Here is a 22,913-nt window from a genome sequence, read left to right as displayed (position 1 = left end):
GCTGCCTGCACGTATCCGCACGCCACACGATTTGAACGTTCATTCAATTCCGGTTCACGACACAAATTCATCCCCCTCAGCGGGAATTAGATCTTGCAATTCGCAGATCTTTGAACGATCATTCAAATCACGCCGCCCAGTCGACTCGAGCACAAGGAAGGGTCCGGTGCCCCGATGAGCCCGATCACAGTCTCCGACTTCTTGGACCTCGGACTGCTGCATCACATCGGCATCGTGGTCGATGACATCGAGGCCGCGGCCCAGCATTTCGCGCACACCTACGGCCTCACCGTGTCACTGGCCGACGAGTCGACCTACCGGTGCCGGATCGACGGGATGGAGAACACGACCGTGCAAAGGCTCGGCATGACCGTTGCAGGCCCCCCACACGTCGAACTCCTGCGCGCGGTGCCGGGATCGCCGGTGTGGCAACCGGTGCCCGGGGTGCATCACATCGGGTTCGTGGTCGACGATCTGGCACGCGCTTCGGAGGAATTGGCACGCCGCGGGTCACCGATGTGGATGGGCGGTGTGCGCGGCGACGGGTGCCCGGCCGGCACCGCCTACCACCGGGACCGGTTCGGCCTGACGGTCGAACTACTCGACAGCGCCACCGAGAAACGGCTGGCCGCACGCTTCTTCGGGAAATGAGACTACACATCGATACGGGTGGTGAATACGTGAAAATGCAAGGAAAAACAGTGCTGGTCACCGGCGCCGCGCAGAGTCAGGGCCGCAGTCATGCGGTCGCGATGGCCGAGGCCGGCGCCGACATCATCGCGGTCGATTCGTGCCGGCAGTTGGACATCGTCCCCTACCGGATGGGCACGGAGGAGGGACTGGCCGAGACAGCGCGCCTGGTGGAAGCCACCGGCCGGGGCGTGCACGCCGCGCAGGTCGATGTCCGGGACCGCGCCGGCCTGGAACAGGCCGTAGCGGAAGGTGTCGACCGCTTCGGAAGTCTCGACGTGGCGTTGGCCAACGCCTCCATCTGCACGGTGCAGCCGTACGACGAGGTGACCGACGAGATCTGGCGAACCACACTCGATGTCAACCTTACCGGGGTGTGGCACACCTGCGCGGCGGCAATTCCGCATCTGGTCGCGAACGGCGGCGGCAATATCGTCATCACCGGTTCGACCGGTAGCACCGTCGGCCTGCCGTTCTACCTGCCCTACGTCGCGGCGAAGCACGCGCTCGTCGGTGTCTGCCGCTCCCTCGCGCTCGAGCTCGCCGACCGCAACATCCGGGTGAACATGATCAACCCGACGGGTGTGGATACCCCGCAAGGACATTCGACGGTGCTGCCCGGACTGCTGGAGGCCCGGCCGGATCTCGGACCGATCTTCATGAACTCACTGCCCGTCGATCGGATCGAGGCCTCCGACGTCACCAAGGCGTTGCTGTTCCTTGCCTCCGACGACGCACGCTACGTCACCGGCGCTGCGCTGCCGGTCGACGCGGGCTCCACCATCCGGTGACCCGACTCCCCTGATACCTGTGCCACAACCCGACCGAGGAGAGACATTGACCAGAGTCATCTATGCCCGCAGCGTCCACGACGAGCGCGAGATCGAGGCATGTATGGAAGTTCTGCGCGGCGGACCGTTCGCGCTGAAGATCGGCAAGAACGTCGCCGAGATGGAACGCCGGGTCGCCGACCTGTACGGCAAGAAGCTGGGCCTGATGTGCAACTCGGGGTCGTCGGCACTGTATCTGGCGCTGGAACTGCTGGACCTGCCGAAGGGGTCGGAGGTCATCACCTCCCCGCTGACCTTCTCCACCGATGTGTCGCCGATCGTCCGCGGCGGCTGGGTCCCCGTATTCGTCGACGTCGAGCCCGATACCTACAACGTCGACGTGAGCAAGATCGAGGAGCTGATCACCGACAAGACCGCCGCGATCCTGGTTCCGAACCTGGCCGGCAACGCCCCGGATTGGGACGCGATCCGCGCGATCGCCGACAAGCACGAACTCGCAGTGATCGAGGACTCCTGCGACTGCATCGGCACCACCCTGCGCGGCACAAAGACCGGGTCCCGGTCGGACATCACGGTCACCAGTTTCGCGATGTCGCACATCATCACCTGCGCGGGCAACGGGGGCATGGTGTGCCTCGACGACGAGAAGCTGCGCGACAAAGGCTTGATGCTGCGCCGGTGGGGTCGCCGCAGTGAGCCGCACCTGTTCGGTTCGGCAGGTGAGGGCCGGGTGTTCCGTGAGGAACTCGACGGCGTCGACTACGACAACGACTTCATCTTCGACGTACTGCCGTGGAACTTCGAGCCGTCGGAGCTCGGCGCGGCCTTCGGGTTGGTGCAGCTGAGCAAGCTGGATGTCAATTATCAACGCCGCCACGAGATTTTCGAGGCGTTCTCCGGCGCGTTCGGTGCCTACCCGGAGCTCTTCCGGCTGCCTCGCCAACTGGAAGGCTTCCACACCGCGTGGCTGTGTTATCCGGTCACGCTCCGGGAGGGCATCGCCTTCACACGTTCGGACTTGCAGGAGTCCCTCGAGGGGGCCGGGATCGACACGCGAACGGTGTGGAGCGGCAACGTGACTCGTCATCCGATGATGCGCAACGTCGAGTACCGCATCCCCGACGCCGGGCTGCCCATGGCAGACGAGGTCTTCGCGCGTGGCATGTCGCTCGGTATGAGCCATGGCATGACCAAGGAGGAACTCGACCACGTCGTGGCCAGCATCCATGCATTCGCATCCCGGTTCGCGCCGGCACGCACCTAGTCGTCGCGGGCCGCCGACGGATCACCCGTCGGCGGCCCGTGACCACCTCACGATCGTTCGTACGGAAGGACGTCAGATGACAGCGACACATGCAGTGGTGACCGGCGGTTCGAGCGGGATCGGCGACGCGGTCGTCGAACGCCTCCTCGATCGCGGTCTGACGGTGACCGTGTTCGACCTGACGCCTCCGGCGAGCCCGCGGACGAACGTGCGCTACGTCGCGGTGGACGTCACCGACCGAGCGGCGGTGGAGTCCGGGATGGAGCAGGCCGCGGCGGGCGGGCCGGCCCCCGACGTCCTGGTGACCAGCCACGGGATCCGCGGCCAGTTCGTGCCCGCAGTCGATCTCGATCCGGATCGGGTTCGGCGCGTGTTCGATGTGCACGTCACGGGCACGCTGCTGGTCGCGTCGGCCTTCGCACGACCACTGCTGGAGGCCGAGTCGCCCGGATCGATCGTGACGATATCGTCGACCACCGCGTACGGCGGTTGGGCGAAACAGGCCGACTACGGGACGGCCAAAGCCGCTGTCGCGCAGCTGACCCGGAACCTGGCGATCGAATGGGCCCCGCATATCCGTGTCAACAGCGTCGCCCCCGGGCACACGTTGACCCCCATGGTGCAGGAAATGATCGATCAGGGCTACGACACCGCGCAGATCGAGCAGCGCAGCCCGCTCGGACGCCTGTGCACACCGGAGGAGATGGCCCGCTCGATCGAGAACTTGGCGTTGGACGCGTCATTCGTGACCGGGGTGTGTATGCCCGTCGACGGTGGCTGGACGGCTGTCGGGAAATGAGTGCCGTTGCGGGCCACCGCACGCTGGGTGATCTGCGGCTTCCGGCCATAGGTTTCGGCGCCATGACGATCACCCAGGTGCCCGGATACGACGTGGAGCGGGGCCGCCGAACGGTCCACGCGGCGCTCGACGCCGGAGTCCGCTTCTTCGACACCGCCGACGTCTACGGGCCGGCCGGCGGCGGTGACGGTGTCAACGAGCTCGCCCTGATCGAGGCGCTGCGCAGCCGACCGGACTGCCTCGGCGACGTCATCGTGTCCACGAAGGGCGGTCACCTGCGGTATCCCGAGAACGACACGTGGTGGATCGACGGCAGTCATCGGCATCTGCGGGCGGCATGTATCGCGTCGAGCGCGCGGCTCGGACTCGACCCGCTCCCGCTGTACTTCCATCACCGTCCCGACCCGCAGTTGCCGTACGAGGAATCGATGCTGGCCCTTCGCGCACTGCGGGACGAGGGCCTGGTGCGACGGGTCGGGGTGTCGAATGTGAACGTCGAGCAGATCGGCATCGCGCAGCAGATCCTCGGAGACGGGCTGGTGGCCGTGGAAAACGAGTACTCGCCGGGATTTCGGTCGTCGGAACCGGAGATCCGGGAGTGTGAGAAGCGTGGGCTGGCGTTCCTGTCCTGGGCGCCGTTCGGTGGGATGCGGCAGGCGAAGTCGCTCGGCGACGGCTCACCGGGACTCTCCCGGTTCGAAGAGGTCGCCCGGCGGCGCGGTGTGAGCGTGCACCGGGTCGCCCTGGCGTGGCAGTTGCACCGCTCCCCGGCGGTCATGCCCATTCCCGGCGCGTCCCGGCCGGAGTCGGTTGTCGATTCGTTCGCCGCCATCGACCTGTCCTTGGACGACGAGGAGCTCGCCCTGCTCGATGCGGGCGGCAACGCCCGACAGGAGAACAGCCGGCATGCGTGACGACAGTAGACCGCTGTCGCGGAAGGAGATACGAATATGAGCAGGAAGATGCATCTTGCACTGTTCGCGCAGGGTGTGGGTGTCGCGCAGTCGGTGTGGCGATCGCCGCGTACCACACCGGAGGCCATGCACGGTCTGGGCCATTGGCAGCAGATCGCCCGGACGGCTGAGCGAGGATTCTTCGACGCGCTGTTCATCGCCGACGCGTTGAATCTGTCGCCGGCGATCGCCGCCGACGCGACGGACCGTCCCGACCCTGTCGCAGTGCTGTCGGCACTCTCCGCGGTCACCGAGCGGATCGGCCTCATCGGCACCAGTTCGACGACGTACAACGATCCGTTCACCGTTGCTCGTCAGTTCGCGACCCTCGACCATCTCAGTGACGGGCGCGCGGGCTGGAACGTGGTGACCACCGCGATCTCGGCGGCGGCGGCGAACTACGGTTCGGCGAGCCTGCCCGACCATGCGGACCGCTACGAGCGTGGTGAGGAGTTCGTCGACGTCGTACGCGCCCTGTGGGACGGCTGGGATGCCGACGCCATCGTGGCCGACCGCGAATCGGGCCGGTGGACCGAAGGGGACAAGATCCACCGTATCGACCACCGGGGCAAATTCTTCGACGTCGCCGGCCCGCTGACTGTTCCGCGGTCCCCGCAGGGGCAGATTCCACTCGCCCAGGCGGGCTCGTCACCCACCGGGATGAAGCTCGGCGCGCGGGTCGCGGATCTGGTTTTCACCACTCAGCACGACATGGCCGAGGCACTGGACTTCGCGAATAATGTGCGCGGGTTGGCGACCGCGGCGGGCCGTGGCGGCAACGCGGTGAAGGTCCTGCCCGGTGTCACACCGATCATCGCGGAGACCGATGACAAGGCAAGGGAACTCGCGATCGAGCTGGGTGCACTCATCGACGAGCAGACGACACTGAAATTCTTGAACCAGGCGTTCGGTGACGTGGATCTATCGCAGTACGACCTCGACGGCCCGTTCCCCGACCTGCTCGATTCGCTTCCGAAGAATGCGGGCGTGTCCCGTCCGAAGCTGTTCACGCAGATCGCATTACGCGACGGACTGACCGTGCGGCAGCTCGCTCAGCGCATCGGGTTGAGCATCGGCCACCGCACCCTCATCGGTGCACCCGATACGGTCGCCGACGATCTGCAGGCCTGGTTCGACAGTGGCGCAGCCGACGGCTTCATCATCCTGCCTGCCGACCTGCCGATCGGCTTGCAGGACTTCGTCGACGAGGTCGTCCCCCGCTTGCAGAGCCGCGGACTCCTGCGTACGCGTTACGCAGGTCGGACGCTTCGGGATCATATCGACGAGCCCTGATCGGACCGCGCTACGGACGGCACCCACACATTCCGCACGACGGCAGCGGTGACTCGTGGGTGCCGTCTTTCTGCGCGGGCGCCGCAGCGGCACAGGTGAACGTTCATCCCAGCAGATTTCATCGATAGTCCGAGGCTTTTCCCAAGGAGCTCCCCGTGAACGATCTCGAAGGGTCGCAGTCTGTTTCGGGCTCGCGCACGACGACGGCGGCAGACCCGGCCGAGCCACAGCAGATTCGCCGAGTGGCACTGTCGAGCATGCTCGGCACTGTCATCGAGTACTACGACTTCCTCCTGTACAGCACCATGGCCGCGCTGGTCTTCGGCGAGCTGTACTTCCCCGCCTCGAGCGGAGCGGTGTCGACGATCGCCGCACTCGGCACCTTGGCGGTCGGCTATGTGGCCAGGCCGCTCGGCGGCATCCTGTTCGGCCATTTCGGTGATCGGCTCGGACGAAAATCCATGCTGATCCTGTCCATGTCGATCATGGGAGGCGCAAGCTTCCTCATCGGCGTCCTACCGACCTACCAGCAGATCGGCATAGCCGCTCCGATTCTGCTCATCGGTTTGCGCATCGCGCAGGGAATAGCAGTGGGCGGTGAGTGGGGCGGCGCCGCACTCATGGTCATCGAGCACGCCGAACCCGACAAGCGCGGCGTGTGGGCCGGGGTCATGCAGATGGGCTCGCCACTCGGCTCGATCGTGTCGACCGTAGCCGTGATGGTCGTGACCCTGCTTCCCGACGACAGCTTCATGTCGTGGGGCTGGCGCATCCCGTTCCTGATCAGTGCGCTGCTGCTCGCGATCGGCCTGTACGTGCGCCTGAGCGTTGTGGAAAGCCCGGTGTTCCGAGAAGCCGTCGAGCAGGCACAGACCCGTCAACGCATCCCGGCGCTGGAGGTGTTGCGGCAACCGCGTGCTCTCCTGCTGGCGTGCGCCATCGGTATCGGGCCGTTCGTCCTGACCGCGCTGATCAGCTCGCACATCCTGGTGTACGGCACCTCCATCGGCTACGACTCCGACGACGTGGTCCGAACCCTGTTGTTCACCTCCACCACCGCACTCGTCTGCATCCCGCTGTTCTCCGCGCTCTCCGATCGCGTCGGCCGGCGCGTAGTGAGTCTCACCGGTGCGGTCGGCGCCGTCGTCATCGCCTTCCCGCTGTACGCGATGGTAAACACGGGTTCTGTGGCCGTGATGACCATCGGCCTGATGCTCGCCATGGTTATGCAGAACGCGCTGTACGCACCGCTCGCACCGATGCTGTCGGAGATGTTCGGGACCGGTGTTCGCTACACGGGCGTGTCGATGGGCTATCAGTTGTCCAGCCTCATCGGCGCGGGATTCACCCCGATGATCGCCGCGTCACTGGTGGCCGCGGCCGGCAACTCGAGTGTGCCGCTGAGCCTCATCATGATCGTCGGTGCCGGAGCCACGATCCTCGGCATCTCGCGTCTGTCCGAGTCCCGAGGGCGCGACCTCACCTCGAACATCACGTCGTCGTCCGTGTGATCCATCGCCGATATTCTCGAAAGACTCTCGATATCACCGGCAGTGGCCGTACGGGGAAGGAGCACGCCGCATGCCCTACGACCCGAACGGGCTGTTCACCGGCGCCGCACCCTATTACGCGGCATACCGGCCCGGCTATCCACCGGAGGTGTTCACCACCTTGCGGGAACGATTCGGGCTCGATCGCACCCAACAGGTGCTGGACCTGGGCTGTGGGACCGGCCGGCTGACCCTGCCCCTGGCGAAGCTGGTCGCGCACATCCACGCCGTCGACCCCGATTCCGGGATGCTCGATCACGCGGCAACACTCGCCGCCGCAGCAGGGATCGACACCATCACCTGGCATCACACCGACGCCTCTCACCTTGCCGAACTCGATCTGCCGATGCTGGACCTGACCACCTTCGGCGCCAGCTTCCACTGGACCGACCGTCCCTCGCTACTGGCGGACCTCGACCACCGCATCGTCCCGCGCGGCGCAGTAGTGGTCGTCAGCGGCGGGCCGCCGGGTAGTGCGGTGGCACCGCCATGGCAGGACCTCGTGACCGAGGTGCGTACCGCCCACCTCGGCCCTGATCGGCGGGCCGGTGCCGGAACCTACCAGCATCCGCACCTCGGCCACGCCGAAGTGCTTGCCGCCTCCCCGTTTTCCGACATCGACACCCGCACCTGGACTCGAGAGCTGGACGGCGACATCGACTCGGTCGTCGGGCTGCAGTTCTCGTACTCCTACAGCGCCCCGAGCCAATTCGCCGACGAGAAGGCCCGAGCCCGATTCGAGACCGACCTACACGCAGCCTTGACCGACCGCTTCGGCACCGACGCCGTCCTCACCGAACACCACACCACCGAACTGATCATCGCCACCCGCCCGACCCGGTAGTCGCCAGGACACGAACTGGGCGAACCCGTTCGGAAACAGATGCAGTACTCGAGCTGGCACCCCGGTTCAAGGCCGGCGACCGTTCTTGCTGTGCCGATGGCGATCGAGCGGCCGCGCCAATAGCGAGGAACGCGGGGCGACACGGGCTCACTGACCCAGCTGGTCGCCCTCAGCTGGGTCTTGCCCAGTCCTATCAGGCGTTTCGTCACATTCTCGGACCGGCCAGAACACTGCCACGATGAATACTGTGAACGGAAGCCCTGCCGCCACCATGAGACCGGCGAGCGTACCCGCACTCATCCGAGCCGAACATCTTTCGTCGCCAACGCGGCCGTACCCCGCTCACTGATCTGCCAGCAGCGTCGGCGAGCGTCGCAGACCGCGTGACCGGTTGCCTGTAATCGGCTGAGTACCCGTCTGATACGCCAACCCGGTCTGCCGGCTTGCCGTCGAATTTGCGCTGCCGAGAGCAACCCTGCTTGCCGGAGAACTCTCAGCACCTCCCGGCCGACAGCATTCACCTCCGACCCCCAGCCTGAAACCAGCGGTCGAAAGACAGGCGCGGACACGCAGTTTCGATAGAAACGACGTGCATCAGCCGATCGAGCATCAGCGTGTCGAAGTGGCCTGACGCGGGCGCGAGGACTGCATCGACATCGGCGCTGATCACAACATCGAACAGCGCGAGAGAACTGTCCTCCGGCGGCCACACCAGCGCATATCCCAACCGGCGGGCCAACCGCAGGACCTGCGCGCGGTCCCATTCGGGCGCGGTACTCACCTCCGGATCGATCCAGCCGAGCGCAGTAGGCCGATATCGCATGCGTCACCCCTCACGTATCAATCCGCACCTCAAGTTACCCAGCCTACCTAGGTAACTACACCTTAGATTTTCTCCCTAGGTAGGTCAAGGGAGCACGGTTGCTCCGCGATCTATCGCCTACACTCGCGACGTGGATGCCCTAGACCCGGACGATCCCCGTCCGCCGTCGCAACAGATCGCCAGCATCCTTCGAGCGGCGATACTGACGCGGAAGCTCACACCAGGCGCGAAACTGCCGTCGGGACCTCAACTCGTTCAACGCTATGGCGTTGCGAAGGCAACAGCAGAGCAAGCTGTTCGAATGCTGAGGGAGGAGGGGCTTGTAGTCTCGCGCAAAGGATCTGGGGTTTTCGTCCGCGAACGCACCGAGCGTCCAGTCGGGCTGCGCCCGCATATCGAACGGAGCTTCGAGGCCCGGAACGTGACCATCGATTTCGCCGGGTTGTCCGGCGAGACACTGCACGGCGCAATATCAGAGCCTCTCGACCGCATCCGAGAAGGAAGGCTCCGTCCCGATTCGCTGGCAGTCCGACTCCTCGTCCCCGATGATTCGATTCCTTGGCACCTGCCATCCCGCGCCGACGACCTCAGCGACAGTCCGGCCTTTCGAAAACGTGCGAATCGCATCATGGAACGACACAGTCTCGCCATCGTCGATGCGGTTCACGAATTAGCGTCGCTCGGACTCGTTTCGAGTGCAACCGCTCAGATTCGAACTTTTCCGTCTGTACCACTGTTCAAGCTGTATGTCCTCAACGGCGAACAGGCGTTCTTCGGCTACTACCCGGTCCGCGAACACGAGCTCGAACTCGACGGCGAGAGCGTCGCGATCTGGGACCTGATGGGTAAGGACACCACATTGTTCCATCACGCGAGCGAGTCCGACCCGGACTCGACGGGCAGTCAGTTCGTCAGCCAATCCCAACTATGGTTCACCAGTCTCTGGAATTCGCTCGCCAAGGACTACCGGCCGTGACCGGTCCGGCCGATCTGCTGACCAGTCACAGGTGTCTACTGCTCGATTTCGACGGCCCGATCTGCTCGGTCTTCTCCGGAATCACCAGCCGCGAGGCCGTCGACTACCTTGGGAAACAGTTGGATACACCACTGCCGTCCGCCATTTCCGAAACGACGGATCCATTCGATGTTCTCGGATTCGCGGAGAAACTCGGTCCATCGACTGCCGCGCGCATCGAACGTGCATTCGCTCGAGTCGAACGGGAAGCGATGGCGGTGTCACACCCGACCCCGGGCGCAGCCGAGCTGATCCGCCGCGCATCTCATCGCGGATACACGGTCGCCGTCGTCAGCAACAATTCCGCGTCGGCCATCGCCGCATACCTCGACGACCGCGACCTACACCGCGATATTTCCGGAATCTTCGCCCGAACGTCCGCTGACCTCACCGCGTTGAAGCCGAGCGCGTACTTGCTGAATCTGGCGATGCGAACGTTGAGCACCACCGCCGAACACACTGTTTTCGTAGGCGATTCGACAACCGACATTCAGGCTGCCCGAGCCGCCCGTGTCAGCTCGATAGCCTTCGCCAACCGTCCCGAGAAGATCGACCGCCTCGCCGCGCACGGCCCCGATGCCGTGATTACCCGCCTGGCCGATTTGACGGACGCTCTGTCGACCGAATGACGGCACCCGGCGTCTGATACGTGGCGTGCGATGGCGGGCCGTCGCCGAGGGCAGTGGGTCGACAGGGCGCTCGTGGGACTGAGAGGATCTTGTTGTGCCGAGCACGACCCTGTCGGAACACCTTCGCGCCGACGTCGAGGTCCTGTGGGACTACAACCAGCTGAACCACGACGTTCGGCCGGTGGATGTCGGGATCGGTCTCGGTAGCCATGATCTCGGCGTTGCCACCTACACCGCCGAGCTCTACCACGCGGGCGTGTTCCCGCTCGTCGTCTTCACCGGCGCCAACGCTGCGACGACCGTCGAGCGGTTCCCGCGCGGCGAAGCAGTTCATTTCCGCGAGCACGCCATCGGGCTCGGGGTGCCCGGCGACGCGATCCTGGTGGAGCCGAAGGCCACGAACACCGGCGACAACATCGACTTCACCCGAGCGCTGCTCGACGCACACGGCACGCTCGACGTGATTCGCTCCGTCATGCTGATTTCGCGTCCGTACCAGCAGCGGCGCAGTTATGCGATCGCACGGAAACGGTGGCCGGGAGTGGAAATCCGCTGCGCATCACTGCCGCTGCCACTGGACGAATACATCGAGAGCATCGGTGACGTCGACCGTGTCGTCACGATGCTCGTCGGTGATACGCAGCGGATCCGGATCTATCCCGCGAAGGGGTGGGCCGCCGAACAGGAAGTGCCGCCCGAGGTATCCGCCGCGTACGCCCGGCTGGTCGAACACGGTTTCACGGGCCGACTGCTCCCCGAGTGACCGACCGGGCTCCGTGCATGCCGCTGCGGAAACGGGACCGAACGCCCGTTCCCGCGCACCGCCACGATCAGGTCAGTGCCGCGAAATCCGCCGGCAGTTCGTGATCGTCGAGCACGCGCATCTCGAGCGGGCCACCCGTGTACGAATCCTCACCGATGACCATCGAGTCCTCGTCGAAGGACCAGAAGATCACGTTGCGCATCCGCAGCAGGTAGTTCTTGTCCACCTCTATTCCGCCGCCGGCAGCCAGGGGATGCTGGGACATGAGTGCGCCGGGCTGGATCATCGTCAACCTGCCCTCGATGACGATGCAGTGGTCGTCGACCACCATTCGCTCGCAGAAGAATTCGAGGACGTGACCATTGCTCTCGACCAGGTTTCGGTAGTACTCGGTGACACCGTCACGGGTCTTCGGACCGACATCACCGCTGAGGCCCCAGAAGTGGTAATCGGTGGCCTCTCCCAGGGTGCCGACGAGTGTGTCGAGGTCGCCGTCCCGCTCGGCAGCCGCATGCACCCGCATCCGCTCGAGCATGGCTCGTTGCCGCGCCGATTCGGTGGTGGCCAGGCGTTCGGTGATGCAGTCGACCAGATGGTTGCGGTTGAGCTCGATCATTCCAGATCCCTTTCACACGGAGGCATCATTACGTTTCGTTGCGCAACAGAATGTATTATAGGGACAGTGTGGCTCGAGGTGGTTTCCGCGAATCGATCGCAGTCCGGCGATAATGGGCCGGTCGTAGCGAAGCAGGGGTCTGTCCCCACGGAGGAGGTCGAGCATCGTGCCCGAGGACGCGACGCAGGTCGCCGGTCGCCCCCGCGACACCCGCATCGACGACGCCGTCCTGGCCGCAACGCGTGAGCTGGTGGCAGAAGTCGGCTACACCGACCTCACCTTCCGCGCCATCGCCGAGCGGGCAGGAACATCGGTTCCCGCGATCCGGCGGCGCTGGGCCTCCAAAGCACATCTCGTGCACGAGGCGGTGTTCCCGCCCGATGTCGCGGCCGAGCCGAGCGAGGACAGCAGCCTGCGCGGCGTCCTGCGGGCCGTGGTGCATCGATGCGTCGAGGTCGTCGGCTCCCCCGCGGGGCGGCGTGCGACACCCGGGCTGATCAGCGAACTGGTCGCCGATCCGGATCTCGAGCAGGAACTGTCCGCACGCCTGCGCACCACGGTGTGGGACCACCTCGCCGGGCTGTTCGCGGGCGCGGTCGAGCGCGGCGAGGTGCGCCCCGATCTCGACATCTCACTGTGTGTGGAAACAGTCTTCGGGACCACCCTGGTCGCTGTCGTCCTGCGTGGCGCGGCCGCGGTGGACGACGCCTGGGTCGAGCAGTTGGTGAGCACCCTCGTGGACGGACTGGCCGTCCACGATTGAGGGTTGCCGTCTGCAGCCTGCCCACCGGGTGCCGGTTGCGCCCCGTTCAGCCGAGGTAACGGACACCGGTCAGCTTCTCCGACTCCTCCCAGAGACGGCGCTGCCTTTCGCGGTCCACCGATCGGGCGCTGGACTGCACCCGTCCGGGGTAGCCCCGGATCTCGAAAAGACCTGAGGGACCGTAATATTCGCCACCCCGAGCCGCCGGATCGGTCGCGGCACGAAGGGTGGGCAATGCACCCATGGCCGGGGTGCGCCCGAAGAGGCGGGCGATGGCCAGATTCGGCAGCCGGAAGGCTGCCGGGGAATGGTTCTACTGCTGTCCACCGCACCCACCTACAGCATGTCCGGGGCGGAGCAGACGCGCTGGCTGACGTTGGCACGCCGGGCGCTGACACCGGGGAGCAGACCGTGATCCTGCCACGACGAGGCAGCCGTCCCGAGCCCCGGCATCGACCGGAAGGCGAAGGTCATGGGGTTGTCGCCGCTCACACTTCCTAGAAACTGTACCGGCACGACGGTATAGTTCTTTGCATGTTACGGAGCGAGGTGCTGAGTCCGGCGCGGCGTTGGGCATCGCTGGCGGTGCTGGTCGGCGCGGTGCTGCTGTTGGCGATCGACGCGACCGTGCTCTACCTGGCGGTGCCGTCACTGACGGCCGAGTTGTCGCCGACCGCGACACAAGTGCTGTGGGTCGGAGACATCTACTCGCTCGCGCTGGCCGGTTTGCTGGTGACGATGGGCAATCTGGCCGACCGAATCGGCCGCAAGCGATTGCTGCTGATCGGCACGGTCGCCTTCGGGCTCGCCTCGGTGCTGGCTGCCTTCGCACCGTCCGCCGAGGTGCTGATCGCAGCCCGGCTGATCTTGGGCATTGCCGGAGCGACGATCATGCCCTCCACCCTGTCGCTGATCCGCAACATCTTCACCGATCAGGTGGAGCGCACCCGGGCGATCGCGATCTGGTCGGCCGCCGCCGCCAGCGGCATCGCACTGGGGCCGCTGGTAGGTGGTTTTCTGCTCGAGCACTTCTGGTGGGGGTCGGTATTCCTCATCAACCTGCCGGTCATGCTGCTCGTACTCGCCGTCGGCGGGTGGATGCTGCCGGAGTCCCGCAACCCGAATCCCGGCCGCTTCGACCTCGTCTCGAGCGGCCTGTCGATGCTCGCGATCATTCCGTTCGTGTACACGATCAAACAGCTCGCCGGCGGCACGTTCGGACCCGCCACCGCGGGCGTACTCGTGGTCGGCGCCGTCTGTGCGGTGCTGTTCGTGCGACGGCAACGGCGCACGGCGTCACCGATGATCGATGTGGCCCTGTTCCGCAACCAGGCGTTCACCGGAGCCGTGCTGGTCAACTTCATCTCGGTGTTCGCGCTGAGTGGTGTGCTGTTCTTCTTCTCCCAATATCTCCAGCTCGCTCGCGAACTCAGCCCACTGCAGGCGGGGTTGGCGCAACTCCCCGCGGCGCTCGCCGCGATGGCCGCGGTGACGGTGGTCGGTGTCCTGTTGACCCGGCTCGGCCGCGGACGAGCCATCGCGGTCGCCATGCTCGTCGGTGCGGCCGGACTGAGACTGATGGCCGCAGTGGAGGGCAGTGAGCAGCTGCTCTGGGTGCTGCTCGCGGTGGTTCCCCTCGGGCTGGGGATCGGTATCGCCGAAACCCTCAGCGTCGACGCCGTCGTCTCCGCGGTACGTCCGGCCAAGGCCGGCGCGGCAGCGTCGGTGTCGGAGACCGCCTACGAGCTCGGCGTCGCACTCGGTATCGCAGTGCTCGGGTCGATCATCACGGTGCTCTATCGCGCCGGTCTCGCACTCCCCGCCGGCACCCCGCCGCGTGCCGAGGACTCACTCGCCGCCGCGACCGCGGTGCTCGAATCCGGCAGTGCGGCACTGGAAGCGGCACAGCGCGCATTCGTGCACGCCATGCAGGCAACGAGCCTCATCGCGGCTGCGGTGATGGTGATCGCCGCGGTCGTGGCCTTTACGCTCATCCCGAACACCAAGGCTGCCGTATCGGTGGAGCACTGAACCGATTCGTCACCTGCAACAGACGAAGGACGACGATATGGCACGTACTGCCGGCCGCAGCCCCGCCGAAACGAAGCGACTGATCCTGGACGCCGCCGCGCAGCTCATCGGCAGGCACGGCACCGCGGTGCCCGTCTCCGACATCGCCGTCGCCGCCGGAGTGTCCAAAGGTGGCCTGCTCTATCACTTTCCGAACAAGGAGGAACTCCTCAACGAAGTCGCCACGGATCTGGTGGTCCGGTTCCGGCAGGACGTGGAGCACGCCGCGGGCGACGAGGAGGAGGGAACGCCGGGCCGGCTCACCAGGGCATACATCCGGGTGAGCTTCGCCCAGGCCCGTGACGTCGCCGGGCTTCGCGACTACATCGCGCTGGCCGCACATCTGATGTACGAGCCGGAACTCGAGAAGTTGACGCAGCAGGACGCGCTGTGGTGGCGGACCGCGCTTCTCGACGACGGCCTCTCCCCCGCTGTCATCCGCATGGTCGTGGCCGCCGCCGACGGCAGCACCACCGCTCCCCTGTGGGGCGCCGTGCTCACCGATTCCGACCGCGCCGCACTCGAAGCGGAACTGATCGCGCTCACCTACCGATGAGTTTTCGGGCGGCGCCCCGTCACGATGAGCATGCAGACACATACACTCGAAACCGCTGAAGCCGACCTCGTCTACGATGTGCGCGGCCCCTTGCCCAGCGTCGGCCGTCCGCCGCTGCTCATGGTGGGTCAGCCGATGGATGCCGGTGGTTTCGCCACCCTGGCGGAGTATTTTCCGGACCGGACTGTGCTCACCTACGACCCGCGGGGGCTCGGGCGCAGTGTGCGTAAGGATGGGCGCACCGACAACTCACCGGTGGTGCAGGCGGAGGATCTCCATGCGCTGATCGGGGTCGTCGGCGGGCCGGTGGAGGTATTCGCCAGTAGCGGTGGGGCGGTGACGGCGCTGGCCCTGGTGGCGGCGCATCCTGGCGATGTATCCGTCCTGGTCGCTCATGAACCGCCTATCACCGGGGTATTGCCCGATGCCGCGGCGGCCGCGCGGGCGTTTGCCGGGGTTCGGGAAGCCTACGAGGCCAAGGGGTTCGGGGCGGGGATGGCGGCGTTCATCGCCATGACGTCGTGGCAGGGCGAATTCGACGAGGGGTACTTCGCACAGCCGGCACCGGATCCCGGTGTGTTCGGGATGCCCACCGAGGACGACGGCCACCGCGACGATCCGCTGCTGTCGGACCGCTCTCGGGCGGTCGTGGACTACCGTCCGGATATCGCCGCCCTCACCGCGGCGCCGACCCGGGTGCTGATCGCGGTCGGCACCGAGTCCGCCGGAGTGCTCACCGGACGTACCGCCGAGGCCACCGCTGCCCTGCTGGGGCACGAAGCGGTCGTGTTCCCCAGCCACCACAGCGGTTTCGTCGGTGGAGACGCCGGCTACGCGGGACAGCCCGAAGCCTTCGCCCGGCGCCTGCACGAGGTCCTCGACGCGAACCCTTAGGCAGCATCTCCACCTCGGCTGTTGACCGTCCTCGACCACGGCGAATACCGTTGGGCGGCACGGCGAGGAGGCTCCATGTTCGACGATATCGACCTCACCGACCTGAACCGGTTCACCAGCGGATTCCCCCATCACGTCTTCGACCGGTTACGACGGGAAGCACCGGTGTGGTTTCACCCGCCCACCGCGCACAGCCCGGGCGGGGAAGGATTCTGGGTGCTCAGCCGCTACGGCGATATCATCGCCGCAGCCACCTCCGGTGACACCTTCTCCTCGGAAACAGGTGGCGACCGGGACGGGGGCGGCACCACGCTCGAAGATATGCCGCTGGGGACGGTCGGCGCACTGCTGAACATGATGGACGATCCCCGGCACGCGAAGATCCGCCGGTTGCTCGCCCCCAGCACCACGCCGCGCGCGCTGCGGCGGATCGAGGACGATCTGCGGCAGCGCTCGATCGCGATCGTCGATGCGGCGGTCGCGAAGCGGGACTGCGATTTCCTGACCGATGTGGCAGCGGAGCTGCCGTTGCAGGCGGTGGCCGAGCTGGCGGGTGTGCCGCAGGCCGACCGGCACGAGCTGATGAACTGGGCGAATGTGACCCTCGACTACGAGGACCGGGAGGTCGGCGAGATCGACGATCGTCTCGCGCAGGCACAGGCGCGGATGTTCGTCTACGGGGCGGAGCTGCTGGAACGTAAGCGCGCCGAGCCGGGTGCGGACCTGCTGTCCATCGTCACCCACGCCCTCGTCGACGACGAGCCGTTGACCGAGGCCGAGCAGCGCCTGTTCCTGAGTTTGATCGTCGCCGCCGGCAGCGAGACCACCCGCAACTCGATCGCCCAGGGGACCGCCGCGCTCAGCGGGGACCCCGAGTTGTGGCGGCGGCTGCAACAGGACCGGACACTGCTCCCGGGCGCGGTCGAGGAGATGCTGCGCTGGGCCTCCTCGACCCCGTACAACCGGCGTACCGCCACCCGGGACGTGGAGGTCGGCGGGCACCGGATCGCGGCCGGCGACAAGGTCACGCTCTGGTGGGCGTCGGCCAACCGCGACGAGCAGGTGTTCACCGAACCGCACACCTTCGATATCGGCCGAAACCCGAACCCGCACCTGGCATTCGGACGTGGTGTGCATTTCTGCCTGGGGGCCTCGCTGGCTCGCATGGAGATGCGTGTCATGTTCGATGTGCTGCTCGATCGCGTCGAAACGATCACTCCGGACGGCCCGATCGAGTACGTCCGCAGCAACAAACACGCGGGAGTCCGCCACATGCCCGTCACCATTCGCGGCACGGGCCCGGCCCCCGTCGCCTACTGACCGTTGCGGCGCTCGGTTATCGGGCGGCCGCCGCGGCGATGCGAATATCGCGGGTGCGCACCTGATGGGCGATCATCGTGGTGCGGGCGCGTTCGGCGTCGCCGGCCAGGACCGCGTCCAGGATGTCGCGGTGTTCGTTCTCGATCTGCGCCAGGTTCTCCGGAGCCTGGGATCGGTCGGTTTCGTAGACCGCCATCTGGGCGTCTAGCCGATCCATCAGTTCCTCGACGGTCCGGTTGTGCGCGGCCGCCCGCAGCGCATGGTGCCAGTCACTGTGGAGGCGCAGGCCGGCCTCGGGATCGGGTTCCGCAACAGCGGTGTCGAACATTCTGGTGAGGCGGGCAAGATCGATTTCGGACCGGCTGGTCGCGGCAGAGAAAGCGACCGCCGACTCCAGGACGATGCGGGCATCGCAGATCTCGAGTAGTTCTTCCGGGGTGCGCTCGCGGACGCGATAGCCGCGGGGCGCCTGCACGACCAGACCTTCGTAGTCGAGGCGGTGCAGTGCCTCGCGGACCGGCGTCCTGGATACGCCGAGTTCGGCGCCCACCGTTGCCGGGAGGAGCATCGTGCCCGGCGGGTAGATCCGGCCCGTGATGCGTTCGCGCAGTTGCTGGTACGGCGACGACTCGGTGCGCATCGGCCCACTCCCTTCGATTGCGTTCTCCAACGAGTACCAGGCCGCGGTGCGGTGTGCAAAGAGTTCAAATCCAGCTGTATACAACTGGCGCCATTTGCATCCGAAGCTGACATGGTTCTGCTCGTACCCATCGACCTGCGAGGAGAGCCATGTATCTACCCACTCGGGCGCCGAGGGGACGCAATCGTGTCTGACATATCGACCGTCCCCGTCACCCGGCCGCAGCGCACCGTGGTAGCCGTGCGCCGCCGGCTCCCGCTCACCACCCTGCTGCCCTGGGTGGTTCCGGTGCTGCTCCTCATCGGCTGGCAGTGGGGTTCGACCAACGGCATCCTCGCGGCCGAAATTCTGCCGCCGCCCAGCAAAATCCTCGACACTGCCGGAAACCTCTGGGAGACCGGCGAACTCACTCGCTACCTTGGCGCCAGTATCCGCCGGGTCGCCCTCGGCTTCGGCATCGGTGCGGCGCTGGGACTCACGCTGGGATTCCTGGTGGGGCTGTCGCGCATCGGCGAAGCACTGGTGGATCGCAGTGTCCAGATGCTGCGAGCCGTCCCACATCTGGCGATGGTGCCGCTCCTGATCGCCGCGTTCGGTATCGACGAATTGCCCAAGATCATTCTGGTGGCCCTTGGAGTCGTGTTCCCCGTATATCTCAACACGGTTTCCGGAATCAGATCGGTCGACCCGAAACTGGTGCAGCTCGGGCGTTCCTACGGCCTCGGCTATCCCGGCCTGCTGCGCGAGATCGTGATCCCCGGGGCGATGCCGATGATCCTCACCGGAATCCGGTACGCCCTCGGCGTCGCCTGGCTGACCCTGGTGGTCGGGGAAACGATCGCCACCAGCGACGGAATCGGCTACCTCGCCCAGAACGGCCGTGACCTGTTGCGCAACGACCGGATCGTGCTGGCGATCGTGCTCTACGCACTGGCCGGGCTGATCGCCGATCAGTTGGTCCGGCTGATGGAACGGCGAGTGTTGCGCTGGAACACCAACTACGGCAAGGAAAGCACGCGATGAACGACCCACGCCCGGGTGCCGGTCTGGAACTGTCCGGCGTCGGCCACCGTTATCGGGACCGGCCGATCCTCGACGGTATCGATCTCACCATCGAACCCGGTGAGTTCGTGACCGTCCTCGGTCCCAGTGGTGTCGGAAAGTCGACGCTGCTGCGACTTCTCGCGGGGATCGAACAACCCACAACGGGCCGGGTGCGCTCGACCACCGGGGACGGGGTGCGCTCGCGCATGATGTTCCAGGAGGACCGGCTGCTGCCCTGGCGCACCGTTGTCGACAACGTCCAGCTCGGCATGCGAGGTCGGCGCGAACGCGCCGTGGAACTGCTGCAGGCGGTGGGCTTGGCGGGGCGCGAACGGGACTGGCCGCGGGAGTTGTCGGGCGGTCAGCGGCAACGGGTCGCCCTGGCCCGCGCGCTGCTGCATCAGCCCGAGGTGTTGTTGCTCGACGAACCTTTCGGCGCGCTGGACGCCATCACCCGCGTCACCATGCAGCAGCTGCTCGAGCGGCTATTGGCCGAACATCCACGCACCGTCGTCCTGGTCACCCACGACGTCGAGGAGAGCCTGATCCTCTCCGACCGCGTCCTCCTGCTGACCGGCTCCGGAATCACCCGCGAGCTGCGCATCGACGAACCCCGGCCGCGCTTGCACGGCAGTGCCGAATCGGCTGTCCGCAAGGCCGATCTGCTCGATGCGCTGCTCGCCGCCGACCGGGCCGTGCATGCCTGATCCCCTCGAATCGGAAGGTTTTCCATGTCCTCACCCCCACCACGCACCCTGAACAGACGCGGATTCGTCGCCGCCGGTGCCGGGCTGCTCGGTCTGTCCGCCCTCGCGGTGGCCGGATGCGCGACCGCCGAACCGGACGACGGGCCGCTGCGGCGAGTCCGCTACGCGTTGATCGGTGACGGTCGAGCCGAGCCCGGCACCGTCCTGCGCAACAAGCTCAGCGACATCGATCCGGCCGCCGAGCTCGGCGGCATCCCGCTCGAGTGGCCCACCGGATTTCCGGCCTCACTCCCGGTGATGGAGGCGATCAAGGCTCACAGCGTCGATTTCACCTTCGCCACCGCCACCGCTGTCATCTACGCCATCGGCGGCGGTGTTCCGATCGTCCCGCTGGTGGCCTATCCGCTACCGGCGAACGAAGTCGACATCCTGGTTCCCCAGGGGTCACCGATCAAGTCGGCCGCGGATCTGAAAGGTCGCCGCGTCGCCGATCAGCGCGGCACCACCGGAACCTACAGTCTGATCAAGTATCTCGACACCGCCGGCCTGTCGATCGACGATGTCGACTACGCGAACCTCACCGCGGCCGATGCCGAGGCCGCGTTCGCGCAGGGCAAGGTCGACGCCTGGATCACCTGGCAACCCAGCGCGGAGCTGGCCCGCCGCAAACACAACGCCGCGACGCTGCCGGGTGTGCGAACCTACGACTACGCCTTCTTCGTCGCGAGCGAATCGTTCGCGAACAACCATCCACAGCAGGCCGCGACGCTGGTGCGGACCGTGCGCGACGCGCAGCGCTGGATCGACGACGATCCGCAACGCGCCGTCGACGCCTTCACCCGCCTCGGCGGCTTCGGTGACAGCGCGCTCGAGGCCCAGGTGTACCGCGACCTGATCGAGAGCCGTCGGCTGTCGTACTCGGGCGCCGGCTCGTTCACCTCGGTCAGCGCCGACGCCATCGCCGGCACCCAGGACCTCGCCGACAACTTCCACCGGCTCGGCGTCTATCCCGAACGCGTCGACGTGACGACCTGGCTGCAGGACTCACGATTCGACGAGATCAACAAGATCATCGACCAGGAACTCTCGAAATAGATTGCGACCCAGCCATGTCGAATTCACAGATGCACCTTGCCGCCTTCGTGACCGCCGGGCCGGGACGTCCGGGAGGTTGGCGCTACCCCTCCTCGGTGCCGGGGTGGCTCAGCGCCGACTACTACCAGCACATCGCCCGCACCCTCGAGGCGGGGCGCTTCGACCTCGCCTTCTTCGCCGACATCCTGTCGGTGCCGGACCGATTCGGCGGAAGTACCGATGCTCAGCTCCGCAACGGCGCGCTGGGATCCCTGCGTCTGGATCCACTGCACGTGCTCTCGTCGATGGGGGCGGTCACCGATCGGCTCGGACTCGCCGCAACGGTGTCGACCACCTACGCGCAGCCGTACACCGTGGCCCGTTCCTTCGCCACGCTCGATCACCTGACCGCCGGGCGCGCCGCATGGAATATCGTCACCTCGTTCCAGGAAGCCGAAGCGCGTAACTTCAGCCGCGACAGCCAGTTTCCGCGCGAGCTCCGTTACGAACGGGCCGACGAGTTCCTGGAGGTCGCCGGAAAACTCTGGGACAGCTGGGATGAGGACGCGCTGGTTCTGGATGCCGCGACGCCGCTGTTCGCCGATCCGGAGCAGGTACATGCGGTCGACCACGACGGTGAATTCTTCACCGTTCGGGGGCCGCTCAACGTGCCACGCCCACCGCAGGGTTATCCGGTGCTGATCCAGGCCGGCGCCTCCGCGAAAGGCAAGGATTTCGCGGCTCGCTGGTCCGACGTCATATTCTGCAGTCACGCCTCGCTCGAATCCGCGCAAGCCTTCTACACCGAGATCAAGGAGCGGGCCGCCGCGCACGGCCGCGATCCGCAGCAGATCAAGATCCTCCCGTCGATCGCACCGGTCATCGGCACCACCACCGAGAATGCCCGCCGCCTGCACGACGAGCTCTACGAGCTGGTGCCGCCACTGGGTGGATTATCTACGCTCGCTTACCATCTCGATGTCGACCTGTCGACCTTTCCACTCGACGAGCGGCTGCCGGAAGTGCAGGTGCCCGGCGTGGAAGGGCATTACCGCGAGGTTCGCGAGATCACCGAGCGTGATGGGCTGACGCTGCGTGAACTCGGCAAACAGTACGGCGGTCGGGTCGAGGGCGGCTTCGTCGGGACCGCCGCCGAAGTCGCCGACGGTCTCGAGGAATGGTTCACCGCCGGTGCGTGCGACGGTTTCACCGTCCAAGCGCCGTATCAGCCGGGCGGTTTCGAGGAATTCACCCGTCAGGTGGTCCCGGAACTGCAGCGGCGTGGCTTGTTCCGCACCGAGTACGAGGGGCGGACACTGCGCGAGAATCTGGGCCTGAACCGTCCGGAGTCCGGCGAGTGGGTCCACCGCGCACCGCTGTCCGGGCGGGTGGCGTTGTGAGCGAAGCGAATACCGCGACGGTTTCGGGACACACCATCGCCGGCGTGCCGGGCCGGTTCGTCCTCGATGCTCGTACCAACCATGTGATCACCGACTCCCGCTTCGGGCCCGGCGAATCCATTCGGGCCGGAGAATTGCTGCTCTCGGCGCTGGTCTCCTGTGCGATGGCGAATATCGAGGCCACGGCGACCGAATCCGGGTATACGGTCTCCGGCGTCCGGGTCAGCGCCACGCATGTGCGTGGTGTCGCCGATCCGACCCGTTACGACCACACTCGGGTCACGGTATGGGTACACGGCGTCGACCGCACCGTCGCCGAGACGTTGGTCGCGCGGTTCACCGAAACCTGCCCGATCTACAACACCGTCCGCCGCGGCAGCGGCATCGAATTGGAGCTCTGCACCGACTGAGAACA

Annotated in this window: 25 protein-coding genes; 21 read left to right on the top strand and 4 right to left on the bottom strand. The window is 66.2% G+C overall.

All coding sequences use genetic code 11. From position 1 onward, the window contains the following. Nucleotides 1-174: 174 nt before the first annotated feature. The 8 genes from NV2_RS25485 to NV2_RS25450 all read left to right on the top strand — a co-directional run bounded on the left by NV2_RS25485 (nucleotide 175) and on the right by NV2_RS25450 (nucleotide 8,184). On the top strand, nucleotides 175-651 hold the full coding sequence (locus tag NV2_RS25485) for a VOC family protein (protein ID WP_067879605.1): 477 nt from the start codon (nucleotides 175-177) through the stop codon (nucleotides 649-651). Between the two features lie 35 nt (nucleotides 652-686). Next, nucleotides 687-1,481: a mycofactocin-coupled SDR family oxidoreductase gene (locus NV2_RS25480; protein WP_067879602.1), complete on the top strand. Its 795-nt coding sequence runs from the start codon at nucleotides 687-689 to the stop codon at nucleotides 1,479-1,481. Nucleotides 1,482-1,527: 46 nt separating this feature from the next. Further along, nucleotides 1,528-2,745 carry a DegT/DnrJ/EryC1/StrS family aminotransferase gene (locus NV2_RS25475; RefSeq protein WP_084475443.1) on the top strand — a complete coding sequence of 406 codons (1,218 nt, stop codon included), beginning with the start codon at nucleotides 1,528-1,530 and terminating at the stop codon, nucleotides 2,743-2,745. A 76-nt stretch (nucleotides 2,746-2,821) separates the two neighbouring features. Further along, entirely contained in the window at nucleotides 2,822-3,544 is a 723-nt protein-coding gene (locus NV2_RS25470) for an SDR family NAD(P)-dependent oxidoreductase (protein WP_067879596.1), read from the top strand. Next, nucleotides 3,541-4,458, top strand: a complete 918-nt coding sequence (locus NV2_RS25465) for an aldo/keto reductase (protein WP_067879592.1) — start codon at nucleotides 3,541-3,543, stop codon at nucleotides 4,456-4,458. Before NV2_RS25470 ends, NV2_RS25465 begins: the two co-directional genes overlap by 4 nt. 36 nt (nucleotides 4,459-4,494) lie before the next feature. After that, nucleotides 4,495-5,790 carry an LLM class flavin-dependent oxidoreductase gene (locus tag NV2_RS25460; protein ID WP_067879588.1) on the top strand — a complete coding sequence of 432 codons (1,296 nt, stop codon included), beginning with the start codon at nucleotides 4,495-4,497 and terminating at the stop codon, nucleotides 5,788-5,790. Between the two features lie 257 nt (nucleotides 5,791-6,047). Continuing rightward, nucleotides 6,048-7,301 (top strand): MFS transporter, encoded by a 1,254-nt coding sequence (locus tag NV2_RS25455; protein ID WP_084475451.1) that lies wholly within the window; start codon nucleotides 6,048-6,050, stop codon nucleotides 7,299-7,301. Between the two features lie 70 nt (nucleotides 7,302-7,371). Then, entirely contained in the window at nucleotides 7,372-8,184 is an 813-nt protein-coding gene (locus NV2_RS25450; protein ID WP_067879582.1) for a class I SAM-dependent methyltransferase, read from the top strand. Between the two features lie 517 nt (nucleotides 8,185-8,701). Here NV2_RS25450 and NV2_RS25445 read toward each other — a convergent pair. Beyond that, nucleotides 8,702-8,965, bottom strand: coding sequence for a hypothetical protein (locus NV2_RS25445; protein WP_245662777.1), 264 nt, complete (start codon nucleotides 8,963-8,965; stop codon nucleotides 8,702-8,704). Between the two features lie 172 nt (nucleotides 8,966-9,137). On the opposite strand from NV2_RS25445, the gene NV2_RS25440 reads away from it, so the two are divergent. From NV2_RS25440 to NV2_RS25430, 3 genes are all read left to right on the top strand, one after another. Then, nucleotides 9,138-9,983 (top strand): GntR family transcriptional regulator, encoded by an 846-nt coding sequence (locus NV2_RS25440; protein WP_067879575.1) that lies wholly within the window; start codon nucleotides 9,138-9,140, stop codon nucleotides 9,981-9,983. Continuing rightward, entirely contained in the window at nucleotides 9,980-10,651 is a 672-nt protein-coding gene (locus NV2_RS25435; RefSeq protein ID WP_067879572.1) for an HAD family hydrolase, read from the top strand. Before NV2_RS25440 ends, NV2_RS25435 begins: the two co-directional genes overlap by 4 nt. 94 nt (nucleotides 10,652-10,745) lie before the next feature. After that, nucleotides 10,746-11,414 carry a YdcF family protein gene (locus NV2_RS25430; protein ID WP_067879569.1) on the top strand — a complete coding sequence of 223 codons (669 nt, stop codon included), beginning with the start codon at nucleotides 10,746-10,748 and terminating at the stop codon, nucleotides 11,412-11,414. A 67-nt stretch (nucleotides 11,415-11,481) separates the two neighbouring features. On the opposite strand, the gene NV2_RS25425 is transcribed toward NV2_RS25430, so the two are convergent. Then, entirely contained in the window at nucleotides 11,482-12,030 is a 549-nt protein-coding gene (locus NV2_RS25425) for a hypothetical protein (RefSeq protein ID WP_067879566.1), read from the bottom strand. A gap of 166 nt (nucleotides 12,031-12,196) precedes the next feature. Here NV2_RS25425 and NV2_RS25420 point away from each other — a divergent pair, with 166 nt between their 5' ends. Next, entirely contained in the window at nucleotides 12,197-12,793 is a 597-nt protein-coding gene (locus NV2_RS25420) for a TetR/AcrR family transcriptional regulator (RefSeq protein WP_168436200.1), read from the top strand. A 336-nt stretch (nucleotides 12,794-13,129) separates the two neighbouring features. Here NV2_RS25420 and NV2_RS31560 read toward each other — a convergent pair whose 3' ends face one another. Continuing rightward, nucleotides 13,130-13,285 carry a hypothetical protein gene (locus NV2_RS31560; protein ID WP_157103086.1) on the bottom strand — a complete coding sequence of 52 codons (156 nt, stop codon included), beginning with the start codon at nucleotides 13,283-13,285 and terminating at the stop codon, nucleotides 13,130-13,132. Nucleotides 13,286-13,327: 42 nt separating this feature from the next. On the opposite strand from NV2_RS31560, the gene NV2_RS25410 reads away from it, so the two are divergent. The 4 genes from NV2_RS25410 (at nucleotide 13,328) to NV2_RS25395 (ending at nucleotide 17,633) form a co-directional block, all read left to right on the top strand. Further along, nucleotides 13,328-14,824: an MFS transporter gene (locus NV2_RS25410; RefSeq protein WP_067879556.1), complete on the top strand. Its 1,497-nt coding sequence runs from the start codon at nucleotides 13,328-13,330 to the stop codon at nucleotides 14,822-14,824. 37 nt (nucleotides 14,825-14,861) lie between these two features. Beyond that, entirely contained in the window at nucleotides 14,862-15,419 is a 558-nt protein-coding gene (locus NV2_RS25405; protein ID WP_067879553.1) for a TetR/AcrR family transcriptional regulator, read from the top strand. 30 nt (nucleotides 15,420-15,449) lie between these two features. Beyond that, entirely contained in the window at nucleotides 15,450-16,313 is an 864-nt protein-coding gene (locus NV2_RS25400; protein WP_067879644.1) for an alpha/beta fold hydrolase, read from the top strand. Between the two features lie 75 nt (nucleotides 16,314-16,388). After that, nucleotides 16,389-17,633 (top strand): cytochrome P450, encoded by a 1,245-nt coding sequence (locus tag NV2_RS25395; protein WP_067879549.1) that lies wholly within the window; start codon nucleotides 16,389-16,391, stop codon nucleotides 17,631-17,633. 16 nt (nucleotides 17,634-17,649) lie between these two features. On the opposite strand, the gene NV2_RS25390 is transcribed toward NV2_RS25395, so the two are convergent. Next, nucleotides 17,650-18,273, bottom strand: a complete 624-nt coding sequence (locus tag NV2_RS25390; protein WP_067879546.1) for a GntR family transcriptional regulator — start codon at nucleotides 18,271-18,273, stop codon at nucleotides 17,650-17,652. 186 nt (nucleotides 18,274-18,459) lie between these two features. Between NV2_RS25390 and NV2_RS25385 the strand changes: the two genes are divergently transcribed. From NV2_RS25385 to NV2_RS25365, 5 genes are read left to right on the top strand one after another with little or no spacing between them, the layout of a single operon-like run. Then, entirely contained in the window at nucleotides 18,460-19,296 is an 837-nt protein-coding gene (locus tag NV2_RS25385) for an ABC transporter permease subunit (protein WP_245662776.1), read from the top strand. Continuing rightward, the gene (locus NV2_RS25380) at nucleotides 19,293-20,024 is read left to right on the top strand and encodes an ABC transporter ATP-binding protein (RefSeq protein ID WP_067879543.1); all 732 of its coding nucleotides are present in this window, start codon (nucleotides 19,293-19,295) and stop codon (nucleotides 20,022-20,024) included. Before NV2_RS25385 ends, NV2_RS25380 begins: the two co-directional genes overlap by 4 nt. Nucleotides 20,025-20,048: 24 nt before the next feature. After that, on the top strand, nucleotides 20,049-21,119 hold the full coding sequence (locus tag NV2_RS25375) for an NrtA/SsuA/CpmA family ABC transporter substrate-binding protein (protein WP_067879540.1): 1,071 nt from the start codon (nucleotides 20,049-20,051) through the stop codon (nucleotides 21,117-21,119). Nucleotides 21,120-21,133: 14 nt separating this feature from the next. Further along, nucleotides 21,134-22,498, top strand: coding sequence for an LLM class flavin-dependent oxidoreductase (locus NV2_RS25370; protein ID WP_067879537.1), 1,365 nt, complete (start codon nucleotides 21,134-21,136; stop codon nucleotides 22,496-22,498). Further along, on the top strand, nucleotides 22,495-22,908 hold the full coding sequence (locus NV2_RS25365; protein ID WP_067879534.1) for an OsmC family protein: 414 nt from the start codon (nucleotides 22,495-22,497) through the stop codon (nucleotides 22,906-22,908). Before NV2_RS25370 ends, NV2_RS25365 begins: the two co-directional genes overlap by 4 nt. Nucleotides 22,909-22,913: the final 5 nt, after the last annotated feature.

The organism is Nocardia vermiculata NBRC 100427, from assembly GCF_001613265.1.
Taxonomy (GTDB): Bacteria; Actinomycetota; Actinomycetes; order Mycobacteriales; family Mycobacteriaceae; genus Nocardia; species Nocardia vermiculata.
This window is presented reverse-complemented; position numbering and strand designations above follow the sequence as displayed.